Raw genomic sequence first — 14,083 nt, 5'->3', positions numbered from 1 at the left:
GACCACACCAGCGGACCGGCGAAGCCGGATCCGCGGTGTTCCTGGACGCCTCGCTCGCCACCGGACTGACTCGCCGTGGTGTCCTGGCTTGGCTGGCCGCTGGCCTGGGCACCCGCGCGCTGGCGGGCGACGCCCCCCACAGCCGGCTCATGGCCAGCTGGGCTGAGCGCGGCCGGTATTTCGCGGGCGTCTTGCGCGTGGATGAGGACCACGTATCGGCCCTGGCGCAGCTGTCGCTGCCCACGCGCGCGCACGGCCTCGCCCTCGAAGCCGACGGTGCGGTGCTGGTGGCCGCGCGCCGCCCCGGCGACTGGCTGCTGCGCTGGCGGCCCGACAGCGGCGCGGCGCAGTGGCATTGGGTGAACGACGACCGCCGGCTCAACGGCCACGTGCTGCCCTCCAGCGACGGGCGCGCGGTGTGGACCACCGAGACCAACCAGGCCGACGCCGCCGGGCTGATCGGCGTGCGCGATCCGCGCACGCTGGAGAAAACCGGCGAGTGGGCCACGCAGGGCATGGACCCGCACGAAATGCTGGTGCTGCCCGAGGCCCTGGGCCGCGTCCCGGCCGGCGCGCTGATCGTGGCCAACGGCGGCATCCCCACGCAAAGCGAGACCGGCCGCAGCCACCGCGACCTGTCGCGCATGGACCCCTCGCTGGTGGCGCTCGACCCGGCCTCGGGCGCACTGCTGGGCCAGTGGCGCCTGGACGATCCGCGCCTGAGCGTGCGCCACCTCGCCTGGGACCCGGTGGGCCGGCGCGTGGGCATCGCCCTGCAGGCCGAACACGACGACGAGGCCGCGCGCCGCGACGCCCCCCTGCTGGCCACCTGGGACGGCGATGCGCTGCGCGCCGCGCCCCCCATGGCCCACGCGCGCGGCTATGGCGCCGACATCTGCGCGCGCGCCGGCGGCGGCTTCTGGCTCAGCGCCACTCGAGCGAACGCGCTGCTGGGACTCGATGCGCGCGGTGCCATCGCCGAGCGGGTGAACCTGCCCTCGGCCGGCGCCCTGGCCGCGCGGCCCGGGCACGCCTGGGCCGCTGGCGCGGCGGTCACCTGGCACGACGGCGAGCGCCAGACCCTGTCGTCCGCGCTGCAACTCGACAACCACTGGGTGAGCGCGCGCGCCTGAGGGCCCGGCCCCCGCCCCGGCGCGGTTCGCTCACCAGGGCGGTGGCGAGCGCTCCAGCGCGCGCTCCATGGCCGGCAGGGCCAGCAGGCCCGCCTCCAGTTGCGCCTGCAGGCCCGACTGCAAGGCGGCCACGAGCGTGGGCGCCACACGGGCCGGCACCTGCTGCAGCAGGCCTTGCGCCGTGGCCAGATCGTTCAGCTCTCCCAGCAGCGCCTGCGCCTCGGCCAAGGTGGCGGTGCTGCGCGCGGCGCGCTGGGGGTCGAGCAGGCCGATCAGGAACTCCTGCGTGTAGCGCAGCTTCTTCAGCGCCAGGCGCAACTCGTGGCGGCCGTCGGGGCCCAGGCGGCGCGCGTCGCGCGCCTGTTCGCGCAACCGAGCATGGCCGGCGCGCAGCCGGGCCACCGCCCAGCGCGGCAGGTTCACCCGCGCGCGCGGCGCCGGCAGCGCGAACACCGAGCGCGTGAAGGCCAGCAAGGCCAGGGCGTGCGCCGGGTCGGCCAGCCGGCGCGCCACCGCGAGGTTGGCCGCGCGGCGCTGGGCGTCCACCCAGGCGCGCAGGGCCTGGGCCTCGGCGCGGGCGTCGCTGTCGGGCAGGCGATCGGGCAGCCATTCGGTAGCGAAGACGTCCCAGTTGCGCGCCGCGCCCAGCGCGTCGGCCAGGCCCTTCCAGTGCGCCGACCAGTGCGCCACCCAGCGGCGCGGCAGGTGCTCGCGAAACAGCCGCAGGCCGGTGCGCAGGCGGCGCAGGGCCACGCGCAGCTGGTGCACGAACTCCGGGTCGGGCAGCGGCGCGCCGGCCAGCGGCAGGTCGGCGAGCGCGCGCGGCTCGGCCTCGTTGGCCTGCAGGTGCGTGAGGCAGGCCAGGCTGGCGGCCTGGAAGGCCTCGCGCACCGCCATGCCGCGCGCCAACGCCAGCGGCGTGGCGCGCCGGGGCATGGCGGCCTGGCCGGCGAACAGGGCGTAGCCGCGCTCGGCCTTGCTGCGCGGCTCGGGGTGCAGGCGCAGCGCACGCCCCGCCTGGCCCTCGGGGCCGAGCGCCAGGGTGTGCGCCAGGTCGAACAGCGCGTCGACCGGGCCGTCCAGCAGCTCCAGCTCCACCTCGAGCAGGCGCTCGCGGCGCGCGCGCCGGGCGCTGCCGACGCTGATGTGCCCGTCGTCGACCGCCAGTTCGATGCGCGCGCCCGCGTGTTCCACCACCAGGGCACGGCGGACGAAGTCGGTGCGGAACACCGCGCGCAGCCGGGGCGCCCAGTCCTGCAGGGCGGCGGCCAGCGCGGGCTCGTCCACCACGCGCGCGAAATCGACCCGCCCGCGCGGCTTGGGCACCTCCCATTCGCCGCGCCGCGACAGGCCGCCCACGCTGCTGCCCGAGGTCTTGACCGTGAGCCAGCGCCGCGCGCCCACGCGGCGCTCGCGCAAGGCCAGGCGCGCCTCGCGCAGCGCCAGCTCGGGGGTGTCGAAATAGGTGTTGAACAGGCGCTGGCCCACGCGCGGCAGGCCGCCCAGCAGCGGGTGGGCCAGCAAACGCCCGGCGTCCTTGGGGTGCAGCGCGAGCTTGAGCTCGGTTTCCTGTGGCATGGATCGATCAGACCACAGTTCGCCTGAGGGTCGCTACCTTACAGCCGGTTACCACGCGGGCGCCGCCTCGGCCAACAATGACCGCTGGCGCGCCCCCTTGAGCGCGGCGGTGTCGTTGGAGACAAACATGCACACGATGTCCTGGATGCGCGCCGCGCTGGGCGCGGCCCTGCTGGGCTTGCTGGGCTTGCTGGCCGCCTGTGGTGGTGGTGGCGGCGATGGGAACGGCGGCAGCGGCACGCTGCGCGTGGCCCTCACCGACAACCCCGCCTGCGGCTACGACGAGGTGGTGGTCACGGTGAACGAGGTGCGCGTGCACACCGCCGACGCGCCCGACAGCGACCCGGGCTGGCGCTCCATCCCCGTCAACCCGCCGCTCAGCGTCAACCTGCTGGACTACACCAACGGCGCCCTGCTCAACCTCGGGCAGACGCGCGTGCCCGCCGGCACCTACACCCGCCTGCGCCTGGTGCTGGCGCCCAACACCGGCGCCCAGGCCGACCGCAACTGGATCGTGCTCAGCGGCAACCCGGGCGTGAGGGTGCCGCTCAAAACCCCCAGTGGCCAGCAGTCGGGCCTGAAGGTGCAGACCAGCCTGGCGGTGCAGCGCGACGGCCTGACCGACGTGGTGATCGACTTCGACGCCTGCCGGTCCGTGGTGGTGGCCGGGGGTTCGGGCCAGTACCTGCTCAAGCCCGTGCTGCGCACGCTGCCGCGTGTGGAGACCGGCGTGATCGGCGAGGTCTCCCTCGCCGCGGCCACGGCGGGCGCCAGCGTCTCGCTGCAGCAGAACGGCGAGGTGCGCCGCGCCACCGTGGCCGACGCCAACGGCCTGTTCAAGCTGCAACCCGTGGAGCCGGGTGAGTACACGCTGGTGGTGGTCACGCCCGGGCGGGCCACGGCGGCGGTGCGCCAGCTGCAGGTGTTCAGCGGTCAGCTGGTGCGCGCCGCGCCGGCCGGCCAGCGCATCGACCCGCCCGCCTCGGGCACGGCCATCTTCACGGGGCAGGTCTCGCTCACGCCCGTGCCCACCGAGCTCGACGCGACCGTGGCCCTGCGCCAGACGCTCACGGCGGGCGACACCCTCACGCTCGTGGAGCGGCCGGTGAACGCCGTCACCGGCGAATACGCCTACACCGGCAACGCGGTGGCGGCGCCGCAGGTGGCCCAGCACGCCGCCGGCAGCAGCCTGAGCTTCTCGGCCGACAACGCGGCGGCGGGCCAGTTCACGCTGCGCGCCACCACGGGCGGCGTGAGCAAGACCGCCGGTCCCCTGACCGCGGCCGCCAGCGACACCATCGACCAGGATTTTGTTTTCCCCTGAACCGCAGAGCCTCAAGCCATGCCCATTCCCTCCCGCTCCTTGTCCGCCCTCCTCCTGGGCACCGCCCTGGCCCTGGCCGCCGCGCCCACGCTGGCCGAGAAACCCCCGCACGCTGGCGGCGGCAAACACGGCCAGTCCGAGGAAAAACACAAAGGCGGCAAACCCCACAAGGGCGATGACCGCGGCGACCGTGGCGATCGCGACGGCGGCACCCGGTATGTCCGTCCCGACGGCGACCGGACGAACCTCTCGGTGAACGTGCAGATCGGCGGCTACTTCACCGACACGCAGCGCCGCGCCGCCGTCGAGTACTACGAGCCCCGCTGGCGCGCCGGCCACTGCCCGCCCGGCCTGGCCAAGAAGCACAACGGCTGCATGCCCCCCGGCCAGGCCAAGAAGTGGCACCGCGGCGCGCCCCTGCCGCGCGACGTCGTCTACTACCCCGTGCCAGACGCCATTTCCATCCGCCTGGGCGTGCCGCCGGCGGGCCACAAGTACGTGCGCGTGGCCACCGACATCCTGCTCATCGCCATCGGCACCGGCATCGTGGTCGACGCCATCGAAGACCTGGGCCGGCTGTGAAGCCCGCGCTGGCCGCCGCGGCGCTGCTGATGTCCGCCGCGGCCGGGCTCGCGCAGGAACGCGGCGACGCAGCCCCCACCGCCGAGCCGGCCCCGGCATCGGCGCCGCCGGCACCGCGCGACGACCTGGCCTTGCAGGCCAGCCGCGACTACCTCATCGGCGCGGCCATCGGCTCCTCGGCCAACCCGCTGGGCACCGCCGAGCAGAAGCTCTCGCTGGGCGGCATCTGGGCCTTTCAACTCGGGCGCTGGCGCTTCGCCAGTTCCGGTGCCAGCGCCCTGCTCAACCAGGGCCGCGAGACCGTGGACAGCGGCGTGAGCACCCAGCTCGCGCGCGGCGACAGGCTCACGCTCAACACCTCGCTCTCGATCGACGAGGGCCGCGACTGGCGCGACGAGAAGGACCCGCGCTACCACGGCCTGGGCAAGGTGCGCGCCACCGTGCGCGGCCGGCTCACCCTGGGCCTGACGCTCAGCGAGCACTGGAGCCTGACCAGCCGGGCCTCGCAGGACCTGCTGGGCCGCGACGGCGGGCTGCGCCTGGACACGGGCCTGAACTACCGCCACCGCCTTTCGCGCGACACGCACTGGGACCTGTCCTTCGGTGCCGGCTGGGCCAACGGCACGTTCCGCCAGACGCACTACGGCATCGACCCCGAGGGCGCCGCGGCCACCGGACTGCCCGCCTACGCCATCGGCTCGGGCTGGGACAGCCTGTCGCTGGGCTGGCGCCTCACCTCCGCCATCAACCGGCACTGGGTGGGCTACGCGGGCCTGGGCGTGGCGCAGCTGCAGGGCGCCGCGCGGCGCAGCCCGCTGGCCACGCGGCCCACCACCTTCAGCGCGGGCCTGGGGCTGGCCTACCGCAACCGATGAGACGGCAGGGCTTCAAGCGCCACCGGCCTCAGAGCAGGCGCTTGAGGTAACGCCCCGTGTGGCTGGCCGGGTTCGCGGCCACGGCTTCCGGCGTGCCCTGCGCCACCACGGTGCCGCCGCCGGTGCCGCCCTCGGGGCCCATGTCGATCACCCAGTCGGCGGTTTTGATGACGTCCAGGTTGTGCTCGATCACCACGATGGTGTTGCCGGCGTCGCGCAGCTGGTGCAGCACCTTGAGCAGCAGCTCGATGTCGGCGAAGTGCAGGCCGGTGGTGGGCTCGTCCAGGATGTAGAGCGTGCGCCCGGTGTCGCGCTTGGACAGCTCCAGCGCGAGCTTGACGCGCTGCGCCTCGCCACCCGACAGGGTGGTGGCGGCCTGCCCGAGCTGGATGTAGGACAGGCCCACGTCCAGCAGGGTCTGCAGCTTGCGCGCCAGCGTGGGCACGGCGCCGAAGAAGGCGTGCGCCTGCTCCACCGTGAGCTCCAGGATCTGCGCGATGTTCTTGCCCTTGTAGAGCACCTCCAGCGTCTCGCGGTTGTAGCGCTGGCCGTGGCAGACCTCGCAGGGCACGTAGACGTCGGGCAGGAAGTGCATCTCGACCTTGACCACGCCGTCGCCCTGGCAGGCCTCGCAGCGCCCGCCGGCCACGTTGAAGCTGAAGCGGCCCGGGCCGTAGCCGCGCTCGCGCGCGGCCGGCACCTCGGCCATCAGCTCGCGGATGCCGGTGAACAGGCCGGTGTAGGTGGCCGGGTTGCTGCGCGGCGTGCGGCCGATGGGCGACTGATCGACGTTGATGACCTTGTCGAAGTGCTCCAGGCCCTCGATGGCCTCGTGCGGCGCCGGCTCGTCGTGCGAGCGGTAGATGGCGCGCGCCACGGCGGCGTAGAGCGTGTCGTTGACCAGCGTGGACTTGCCCGAGCCCGAGACCCCGGTGACGCAGGTGAACAGACCGACCGGGAAGTCCACCGAGACACCGCGCAGGTTGTGGCCCTTGGCACCGAGCACGCGGATCGCCTGGCCGCCGTCGGCGGCCGAGGCCGGCGGCACGGCCGCCGCGCGGCCCCTGGCGCTCGGGAAGCGGGGCTTGACCGGTTCGGCCGGCACGGTGGCCACGCGCGCCGGCTGCCAGGGCGTGCGCCGGGCCGGCACCTCGATGCGGCGCGTGCCGCCCAGGTACTGGCCGGTGAGCGACTCGGGCACCGCGACCACGTCCTCGCAGCGGCCCTGGGCCATCACGCGCCCGCCGTGCACGCCGGCGCCCGGACCCATGTCGATGACGTGGTCGGCGGCGCGGATCATGTCCTCGTCGTGCTCGACCACGAGCACGGTGTTGCCCAGGTCGCGCAGGTGCTGCAGGGTGCCGATCAGGCGGTCGTTGTCGCGCTGGTGCAGGCCGATGCTGGGCTCGTCAAGCACGTACATCACGCCGGTGAGGCCGCTGCCGATCTGGCTGGCCAGGCGGATGCGCTGGGCCTCGCCGCCCGAGAGCGTGTCGGCGCTGCGGTCCAGGCTGAGGTAGTTCAGGCCCACGTCGTTGAGGAAGCTCAGGCGCTGGCGGATTTCGTGCACCACGCGGCCCGCGATCTCGCCCTTGGCGCCGCTCAGCGCGAGCGAGGCAAACCAGCGCAGGGCCTCGCCCAGCGTGACGTGGCCAATCTCGAAGATGGCGCGGCGCTGCGCGCCCTCGCCCACGAAGACGTGGCGCGCCTCGCGGCGCAGGCGCGCGCCGCCGCACTCCGGGCAGGGCCGCGTGGCGCGGTAGCGCGCGAGTTCCTCGCGCACGGTGGCGCTGTCGGTCTCGCGCCAGCGCCGCTCGAAGTTGCGCACGATGCCCTCGAAGGCGTGCTTCTTGTTCACGCGCTTGTTCGCGCGCTCGCCGCCGTCCAGCGCGTACTGGAAGCGGATCTCCTCGTCGCCCGAGCCGAACAGCAGCACCTGGCGCACCGCCTCGGGCAGCGACTCCCAGGGCGTGTCCACGTCGAAGCCGTAGTGCGCGGCCAGGCTCTCGACCAGCGAGAAGTAGTGGCCGTTGCGCCGGTCCCAGCCTTTGATGGCGCCGCTGGCCAGGCTGAGCGATGGGAAGGCGACGATGCGCGCGGGATCGAAGAACTCGGTGTGGCCCAGGCCGTCGCAGGTGGGGCAGGCGCCCAGGGGCGAGTTGAAGGAGAACAGTCGCGGCTCGAGTTCGGCCACGGTGTAGTGGCACACCGGACAGGAGAAACGCGCCGAGTGCGCGCGTTCCTCGCCCGAGTCCATGTCGAGCGTGAGGGCGCGGCCGTCGGCCAGGCGCAGCGCGGCCTCGAAGCTCTCGGCCAGGCGCTGGCGCTGCGTATGGGTGCCGGCGGCGTCGGCCTCGGCGCGCACCTTCAGGCGGTCGATCACGACGTCGATGTCGTGCTTGTCGTTCTTCTTCAGCGCCGGCAGGGCCTCGGCCTCCACCACCGCGCCATCGACGCGAAAGCGCACGTAGCCGCGCGCCTGCATGTCGGCGAACAGCTCGGCGAACTCGCCCTTGCGCGCGCGCGCCACGGGCGCCAGCACCATCAGCCGCGTGCCCTCGGGCAAGGCCAGGGTGGCGTCCACCATCTGGGCCACGCTCTGCGCGGCCAGCGGCAGGTCGTGGTCGGGGCAGTGCGGCGTGCCGGCGCGCGCGTAGAGCAGGCGCAGGTAGTCGTGGATCTCGGTCACCGTGCCCACGGTGGAGCGCGGGTTGTGGCTGGTGGCCTTCTGCTCGATGGCGATGGCCGGCGCCAGGCCTTCGATCAGGTCCACGTCGGGCTTGTCCATCAGCTGCAGGAACTGGCGCGCGTAGGCCGACAGGCTTTCCACGTAGCGGCGCTGCCCTTCGGCGTAAAGCGTGTCGAAGGCCAGGCTGGACTTGCCCGAGCCCGACAGCCCCGTGATCACCACCAGCCGGTGCTTGGGGATGTCGAGGTCGATGTTCTTGAGGTTGTGCGTGCGCGCGCCGCGCACCGACAGCGTGGCGCCGCGCAGGCGCATGGCATCGCCGAGGTAGCGGGCGTCGGCGTCGGCCACCTTGGGTGGGGCGGCGGCATCGCCCGGGCTCAGGTCGGTGGGCGGCATATCGGCGGGCGGGATCGGGTTCAAGGCGCGGTTCGTGCAGGGCAACCGGGCATGATAAACCGCAGCGCATTCGCGCCCCGGACCGCCTAGCCCGGGGCGGCCAGGCCCCAGTCGGCCAGCGCGTCCTCCCCGCCACCGCCCCGCGGCACCGGCGGCCCCGCCACGGCGCCGGGCGTGCGCGAGAAGCGGGGCACGGGCGCCGGCTGCAGCACGCCGTCGAGCTCGAGCAGGCTGCCGCGTGCCCGCAGGTGGGCGTTGCGCGTGGCCTCGGCGATCGACAGCACCGGCGACACGCAGGCCTCGGTGCCTTCGAACACCTTCACCCAGTGCTCGCGCGGGTGCTGCGCGAACAGGGCCGCCAGGCGCGCGCGCATCGCGGGCCAGGCGCTGCGGTCGTGCTGCGGCGGCAGCGCGTCCGGCGACAGACCCAGGCCCTTGAGCAGCGCCGCGTAGAAGCGCGGCTCCAGGGCGCCCACCGCCACCGCCTGGCCGTCCGAGGTGGCGTAGCAGCCGTAGAAGTGCGCGCCGCCATCGAGCGCGTTCGCCTCGCGCTGATCGCGCCAGGCGCCGCTTTGCCAGCGGCCGATGACGGGCGCCAGCAGGGCCAGCGAGCCATCGACCATGGCGGCGTCCACCACCTGGCCCTGGCCGCTGGCGCGCGTTTCGTGCAGCGCGGCCAGCACGCCGAAGGCCAGCACCAGGGCGCCGCCGCCAAAGTCGCCCACCAGGTTGAGCGGCACGGCCGGCGGCCCGTCGCGCGGGCCGATGGCGTGCAGCACGCCGGTGGTGGCGATGTAGTTGATGTCGTGGCCCACCGTGTCGGCCAAGGGACCGTGCTGGCCCCAGCCCGTCATGCGGCCATAGACCAGCCTCGGGTTGCGCGCCAGGCATTCGTCGGGCCCCAGGCCCAGGCGCTCCATCACGCCGGGGCGCATGCCCTCCAGAAGGATGTCGGCCCGCTCGGCGAGGCACAGCGCGCGCTCGACGCCGGCCGGTTCCTTCAGATCGATGACCACGGAGCGGCGCCCGCGCGCGCTCAGCTCGAAGCGCGGGTCGCGCGGCACACCGAGCTCGGGCGCCGCCGGCCGGTCCACCCGCAACACGTCGGCGCCCAGGTCGGACAACAGCATGGCGGCCAGCGGCACCGGGCCGATCGCCTCGATCTCCAACACGCGCAGGCCGGCCAGCGGGCCTTGCCGCGTCATGGCGGGCACTCCCCAGGCGCGTGGGCGAACGGTCGAAGGCAAGGGGTCGGGGGCATGGCACGGCCGGTGTGAAGCGCCCATCAGGCCACCGCCCTGGCGCGGGCGCAAGGCGCCGTTTCGCACATCGAAACACCGTCTCGACTCGGCCTGCCCTGCGCCGCATGATGCCGCGCAAAGGCCCGCACCATGAACCACCCCACTCTCTTCGGCGACCACTTCCTGCACCGACTGACCAGCGACGAACAGGCCATGGTCCAGCGCGTGCGCGGGCTCTGCCGCGACACCCTGGGCCCCCAGGCCGCCGAGGTGGCCCGCCAGGACGTGTTCGCCTGGGACCACTTCCGCCTGCTCGCCCGCGAGGGCATCGTGGGCACCGCCTTTCCGCGCGCCTATGGCGGCAGCGACGCGCGACAGCAGCTGCGCATCCGGATCATCGAAGAGCTGGGGCGCGTGTGCAGCACCTCGGCCTCGCTCATCACGGGCACCGACCTGTCGACGCGCGCCATCGTGGCCGGCGCCAGCGAGGCCCTGAAGCAGCAGCTGGTGCCCGGCCTGTGCACCGGCGAACTGCAGGCCGCCTTCGGCCTGACGGAACCCGAGGCCGGCTCCGACGTGCGCGGCCTCAAGACCGTGTTCCGGCGCACGCCCGGCGGCTACAGCATCACCGGCCGCAAGAAGTTCATCACCCGCGCCAGCACCGCCGACTGGTTCGTCATCGTGGGCTGCGCCGAGGACGAGCCCTCGACCTTTCTTGCCGCGCTGGTGCCGCGCGACGCACCCGGTTTCACCATCAGCCCCGACGTGGGCAAGCTGGGCTGGTACGGCGTGCCCATCGCCTCCCTCAGCTTGACCCAGGTGGCCGTGCCGGCCTCGCACCGCCTGGGCGCCGAGGGCGAGGGCTTCAGCCTGGCGCAGGACGCCCTGCTGCGCGCGCGCATCGGCCACGCCGCCATGGCCCTGGGCCGCGCGATCGGCGCGGTGGAGATCGCCGCCGCCTACGCCGTCGACCGCAGCGTGTTCGGCAAGACCCTGGGCGAACACCAGGGCGTGCAATGGATGCTGGCCGACATGGCGACGCAGATCGAGGCCTCGCGCGCGCTGCTGTCCCTGGTGGCCGAGAAGTACGACCGCGGCGACGCCGACGTCGCCACCTACGCCTCCATGGCCAAGCTGCAGGCCACCGACCTGTGCATGAAAGTCGTCACCGACGCGCTGCAGCTCACCGGCGGGCGCGGCTACCTGCAGGACTTCCCCCTGGAGCGCTTCTTCCGCGACGCCAAGCTCAACCAGATCGGCGAAGGCTCCAGCGAGGTGCACAAGACCGTGATCGGGCGGGACTGGGTGCGCCGCGCGCGCGGCGCCGAACGCAACCCCTGCCTGCACGAAGGCTCCCTGGTGGACTACTGATCAAAGCCAAGACGAGAGGTCAATCAACGATGCCCAGCGCCCACACCGCCATCCCCCCGCGCTTTCGCGCCGTTCGCACCCATATGGTGGACGGCCGCGCCGAGAGCCGCCTGGAAGAACTCACGCTGGACGATCTCAGCCCCGGCGAGGTGGTCATTCGCAACCGCTACGCGGGCGTGAACTTCAAGGACTGCCTGTCGCTGCACGGCAAGGCCAAGATCATCAGCGGCTTCCCCCGTGTGGCCGGCATCGAGCTGGTGGGCGACGTCCTGCGCTCGGACGCCGCCGCGTTCGCCCCGGGCCAGACGGTGCTGGTGCACGGTTTCCAGACCGGCATCGCCTTCGACGGCGGCTTCTCGGAGATCGTGCGCGTGCCCGCGGCCCACGTGCAGGCCCTGCCCGCCGGCCTGACGGCCCTGGAGTGCGCCGCGCTCGGCGTGCCGGCCTTCACCGCGGCCATGGCGCTGGAGCGCTTCCAGATGGAGGGCCTGCGGCCGGACTCGGGGCCCGTGGCGATCACCGGCGCGGGCGGCGCCGTGGCCCTGAGCGCGCTGGGCATCCTGGCCCGCACAGGCCACCGGGCGGTCGCGATCACGCGCCGCATGGAACAGGCCGAGGCGCTGCGCGCCGCCGGCGCCAGCGAGGTGCTCGACGCGGGCCAGATCCTGGCCGCGCCCCCGCGCGCGCTGGAGAAGGCGCAGTTCGCGGCGGCCATCGACAACGTCGGCGGCCCCCTGCTGGCCTGGCTGCTGCGCTCCACCCAGGACCAGGGCTGCGTGGCCTGCGTGGGCAACGCCGCCAGCAACAGCTTCGACGGCAGCGTGCTGCCCTTCATCATGCGGGCCGTCAAGCTCGTGGGCATCGTGGCCAACGCGCCCTGGGAGCAGCGCCACCGCCTGTGGGCGCGCCTGGGCGGCGACTGGAAACCCGACTTCGACCGCCTGACCCCGCAGCTCGGCTTCATCGGCCTGGACGAGCTGCTGTCTTTCAGCGAGGCGCAGCTGGCGGGCCGCAACTCGGGCCGCGCCCTGCTGCGTTTCGAAGGAGCCTGATCCCCATGAGCACCCCCACCACCCGCCCGCGCGGCAGGTACTTCGACGAGTTCGCGCTTGGCGACCGTTTCCAGACCGCGCGGCGCACCATCACGCAGGCCGACATCGTCAACTTCGCCGGTGTCTCGGGCGACTTCAACGCCCCGCACATGGACCACGAGTTCTGTCGCACGCAGCCCTATGGCGAGCCCATCGCCCACGGCCCGCTGGTCTTCGCGGTGTCCACCGGGCTGCTCTGCCAGTCGGGCCTGAACGACGGCACGCTGGTGGCCATGCTGGGCATCGACAAGTGGCGCATCCACGCGCCGGTGAAGGCCGGCGACACCGTGCACCTGGTGATGGAAGTGATCGAGACCCACCCCACCAGCAAGGGCGACCGCGGCGTGGTGGGCTTTCGGCGCGAGATCGTGAACCAGCACGGCACCGCCGTGCACACCATGGAGGTGCAGTGCATGTACCTCCGCGACCCGGAGCGCGCACCGGCCAGCTGAAGAACGGGCGCGGTGCGCCACCGCCCCCCCGGAGGGCGCCTCAGATCACGCCCTGCGCCCGCAGCCGCTCCAGCTCCTCGGCGCCAATCCCCAACGCGCCGTACACCTCGGCGTTGTGCTCACCCACCGACGGCCCGGTGCGCGGCACGTTCATCTCACGTCCCACCACGCGCGGCACCACGCAGGGCGCGGGCAGGCTGCCGAAGTCCGGGTCCGGCAGGCGCACGATGGCGCCGCGCGCGATGAAGTGCGGGTCCTGTTCGATGTCCTCGATGGTGTAAGCCTTGCTGAAGGGCAGGCCCGCCTGTTCGAGGCGGCTGGCGAGCTCGGCGTAGTCGTGGCGGGCAAACCACTCGCTCAGGCGCTGGTCCAGCGCCACCAGGTTCTGCACACGCGCCGGGTTGGTGTTGAAGCGCGGGTCGCTGGCCAGCTCGGGCTCGCCGATGGCCTCGCACAGGCGCGCGAAGATCGCGTTCGACGAGGCCACGAGCGAGAAGAACTGGCCGTCGCGGCTGCGGTACATGTTGGACGGCGCCGTGTAGCTGGCGCGGTTGCCCTCGGGCCGGCGCACCTGGCCCAGCCGCTCGTGCTCCACCGGCAGGCAATCGAGCAGCCGGAACAGCGCCTCCGTGGCCGCCAGGTCCACTTCCACGCCCTTGGCGTTCGGGTCACCGCGCAGGCGCACCATCTCCGACGCGATGGAGAAGGCGCAGAACAGGCCCGCCACGGCATCGCCGACCGGGAAGTTGCTGTGCAGCGGCGGCCCGCCGGCCTCGCCGGTCAGGTTGGTGAAGCCGCTCATGGCCTCGAAGATGCGCGCGTAGCCGGGCCGCGCCTTGTACGGCCCGGTCTGCCCGAAGCCGGTGAGCCGCACCACCACCAGGCGCGGGTTGGCCGCGTGCAAGGTGGCGATGTCCAGGCCCCAGCGGTCCAGCGTGCCGCTGCGGAAGTTCTCCACCAGCACGTCGAAGCGCGGGAGCAGGGACAGGAACAGCTCGCGCCCGCGCGCCTGGCGCACGTCCAGCGTGATGCCGCGCTTGCCGCGGTTGGCCACTTTCCACCACAGCGGCACGCCGTCCTGCACCGGCTGCAGGCCGCGCAGGGCGTCGCTGCCATCGGGCAGTTCCAGCTTCACGACCTCGGCGCCATGGTCGGCGCACAGGGTCGCGCCCATGGGGGCCGCCAGCACGGTGGCCATGTCGAGGATGCGCACGCCCGCGAGGGCGCCTGCTGAGCTGGGGGTCGGGGTCACGGTGAGGTCCTTGAGTCTGTGGCCGCGGTCGGCCGCGCCACGCCGTTGTGCCAGAGCCTTTCGCTGCCCACAATCGATGTTTCGCACAGCGAAACAGCC

Annotated in this window: 11 protein-coding genes; 7 read left to right on the top strand and 4 right to left on the bottom strand. The window is 73.4% G+C overall.

All coding sequences use genetic code 11. The annotated features are described in order from the left end of the window. The first annotated feature begins 35 nt into the window (after nt 1-35). A complete protein-coding gene (locus DY262_RS14070) occupies nt 36-1,133 on the top strand; it encodes a DUF1513 domain-containing protein (RefSeq protein ID WP_245980996.1) in 1,098 nt (365 codons plus the stop codon). A gap of 30 nt (nt 1,134-1,163) precedes the next feature. Here DY262_RS14070 and DY262_RS14065 read toward each other — a convergent pair whose 3' ends face one another. Next, complete coding sequence (locus DY262_RS14065; RefSeq protein WP_116959680.1) at nt 1,164-2,711, bottom strand: CYTH and CHAD domain-containing protein; 1,548 nt, start codon at nt 2,709-2,711, stop codon at nt 1,164-1,166. Nucleotides 2,712-2,838: 127 nt separating this feature from the next. Between DY262_RS14065 and DY262_RS14060 the strand changes: the two genes are divergently transcribed. Genes DY262_RS14060 through DY262_RS14050 form a run of 3 tightly spaced genes read left to right on the top strand, consistent with a single transcriptional unit; the run spans nt 2,839 to nt 5,492 of the window. After that, entirely contained in the window at nt 2,839-4,035 is a 1,197-nt protein-coding gene (locus DY262_RS14060; RefSeq protein ID WP_116959679.1) for a DUF4382 domain-containing protein, read from the top strand. 39 nt (nt 4,036-4,074) lie between these two features. Beyond that, complete coding sequence (locus DY262_RS14055) at nt 4,075-4,617, top strand: RcnB family protein (RefSeq protein WP_245980995.1); 543 nt, start codon at nt 4,075-4,077, stop codon at nt 4,615-4,617. Continuing rightward, the gene (locus tag DY262_RS14050; protein WP_116959677.1) at nt 4,614-5,492 is read left to right on the top strand and encodes a MipA/OmpV family protein; all 879 of its coding nucleotides are present in this window, start codon (nt 4,614-4,616) and stop codon (nt 5,490-5,492) included. Before DY262_RS14055 ends, DY262_RS14050 begins: the two co-directional genes overlap by 4 nt. Nucleotides 5,493-5,520: 28 nt before the next feature. Here DY262_RS14050 and uvrA read toward each other — a convergent pair whose 3' ends face one another. Both uvrA and DY262_RS14040 read right to left on the bottom strand, forming a co-directional pair. Beyond that, nucleotides 5,521-8,577, bottom strand: coding sequence for an excinuclease ABC subunit UvrA (uvrA, locus tag DY262_RS14045; RefSeq protein ID WP_116959676.1), 3,057 nt, complete (start codon nt 8,575-8,577; stop codon nt 5,521-5,523). A gap of 86 nt (nt 8,578-8,663) precedes the next feature. After that, nucleotides 8,664-9,782: a CaiB/BaiF CoA transferase family protein gene (locus DY262_RS14040; RefSeq protein WP_116959675.1), complete on the bottom strand. Its 1,119-nt coding sequence runs from the start codon at nt 9,780-9,782 to the stop codon at nt 8,664-8,666. A gap of 186 nt (nt 9,783-9,968) precedes the next feature. On the opposite strand from DY262_RS14040, the gene DY262_RS14035 reads away from it, so the two are divergent. From DY262_RS14035 to DY262_RS14025, 3 genes are read left to right on the top strand one after another with little or no spacing between them, the layout of a single operon-like run. Next, complete coding sequence (locus DY262_RS14035) at nt 9,969-11,189, top strand: acyl-CoA dehydrogenase family protein (RefSeq protein WP_116959674.1); 1,221 nt, start codon at nt 9,969-9,971, stop codon at nt 11,187-11,189. A 29-nt stretch (nt 11,190-11,218) separates the two neighbouring features. After that, a complete protein-coding gene (locus tag DY262_RS14030) occupies nt 11,219-12,241 on the top strand; it encodes a YhdH/YhfP family quinone oxidoreductase (protein ID WP_181936505.1) in 1,023 nt (340 codons plus the stop codon). A 5-nt stretch (nt 12,242-12,246) separates the two neighbouring features. After that, on the top strand, nt 12,247-12,732 hold the full coding sequence (locus DY262_RS14025; RefSeq protein ID WP_116959673.1) for a MaoC/PaaZ C-terminal domain-containing protein: 486 nt from the start codon (nt 12,247-12,249) through the stop codon (nt 12,730-12,732). Between the two features lie 40 nt (nt 12,733-12,772). Here DY262_RS14025 and DY262_RS14020 read toward each other — a convergent pair whose 3' ends face one another. After that, nucleotides 12,773-13,984, bottom strand: a complete 1,212-nt coding sequence (locus DY262_RS14020; RefSeq protein WP_116959672.1) for a CaiB/BaiF CoA transferase family protein — start codon at nt 13,982-13,984, stop codon at nt 12,773-12,775. Nucleotides 13,985-14,083: the final 99 nt, after the last annotated feature.

Source organism: Hydrogenophaga borbori (assembly GCF_003417535.1).
In the GTDB taxonomy this organism is placed as follows: domain Bacteria; phylum Pseudomonadota; class Gammaproteobacteria; order Burkholderiales; family Burkholderiaceae_C; genus Hydrogenophaga; species Hydrogenophaga borbori.
This window is presented reverse-complemented; position numbering and strand designations above follow the sequence as displayed.

Coding starts and splice junctions, on each gene's coding strand:
- DY262_RS14065 (WP_116959680.1), bottom strand. CDS start 2,711: ATGCCACAGGAAACCGAGCTCAAGCTCGCGCTGCACCCCAAGGACGCC.
- DY262_RS14060 (WP_116959679.1), top strand. CDS start 2,839: ATGCACACGATGTCCTGGATGCGCGCCGCGCTGGGCGCGGCCCTGCTG.
- uvrA (WP_116959676.1), bottom strand. CDS start 8,577: ATGCCGCCCACCGACCTGAGCCCGGGCGATGCCGCCGCCCCACCCAAG.
- DY262_RS14040 (WP_116959675.1), bottom strand. CDS start 9,782: ATGACGCGGCAAGGCCCGCTGGCCGGCCTGCGCGTGTTGGAGATCGAG.
- DY262_RS14035 (WP_116959674.1), top strand. CDS start 9,969: ATGAACCACCCCACTCTCTTCGGCGACCACTTCCTGCACCGACTGACC.
- DY262_RS14030 (WP_181936505.1), top strand. CDS start 11,219: ATGCCCAGCGCCCACACCGCCATCCCCCCGCGCTTTCGCGCCGTTCGC.
- DY262_RS14025 (WP_116959673.1), top strand. CDS start 12,247: ATGAGCACCCCCACCACCCGCCCGCGCGGCAGGTACTTCGACGAGTTC.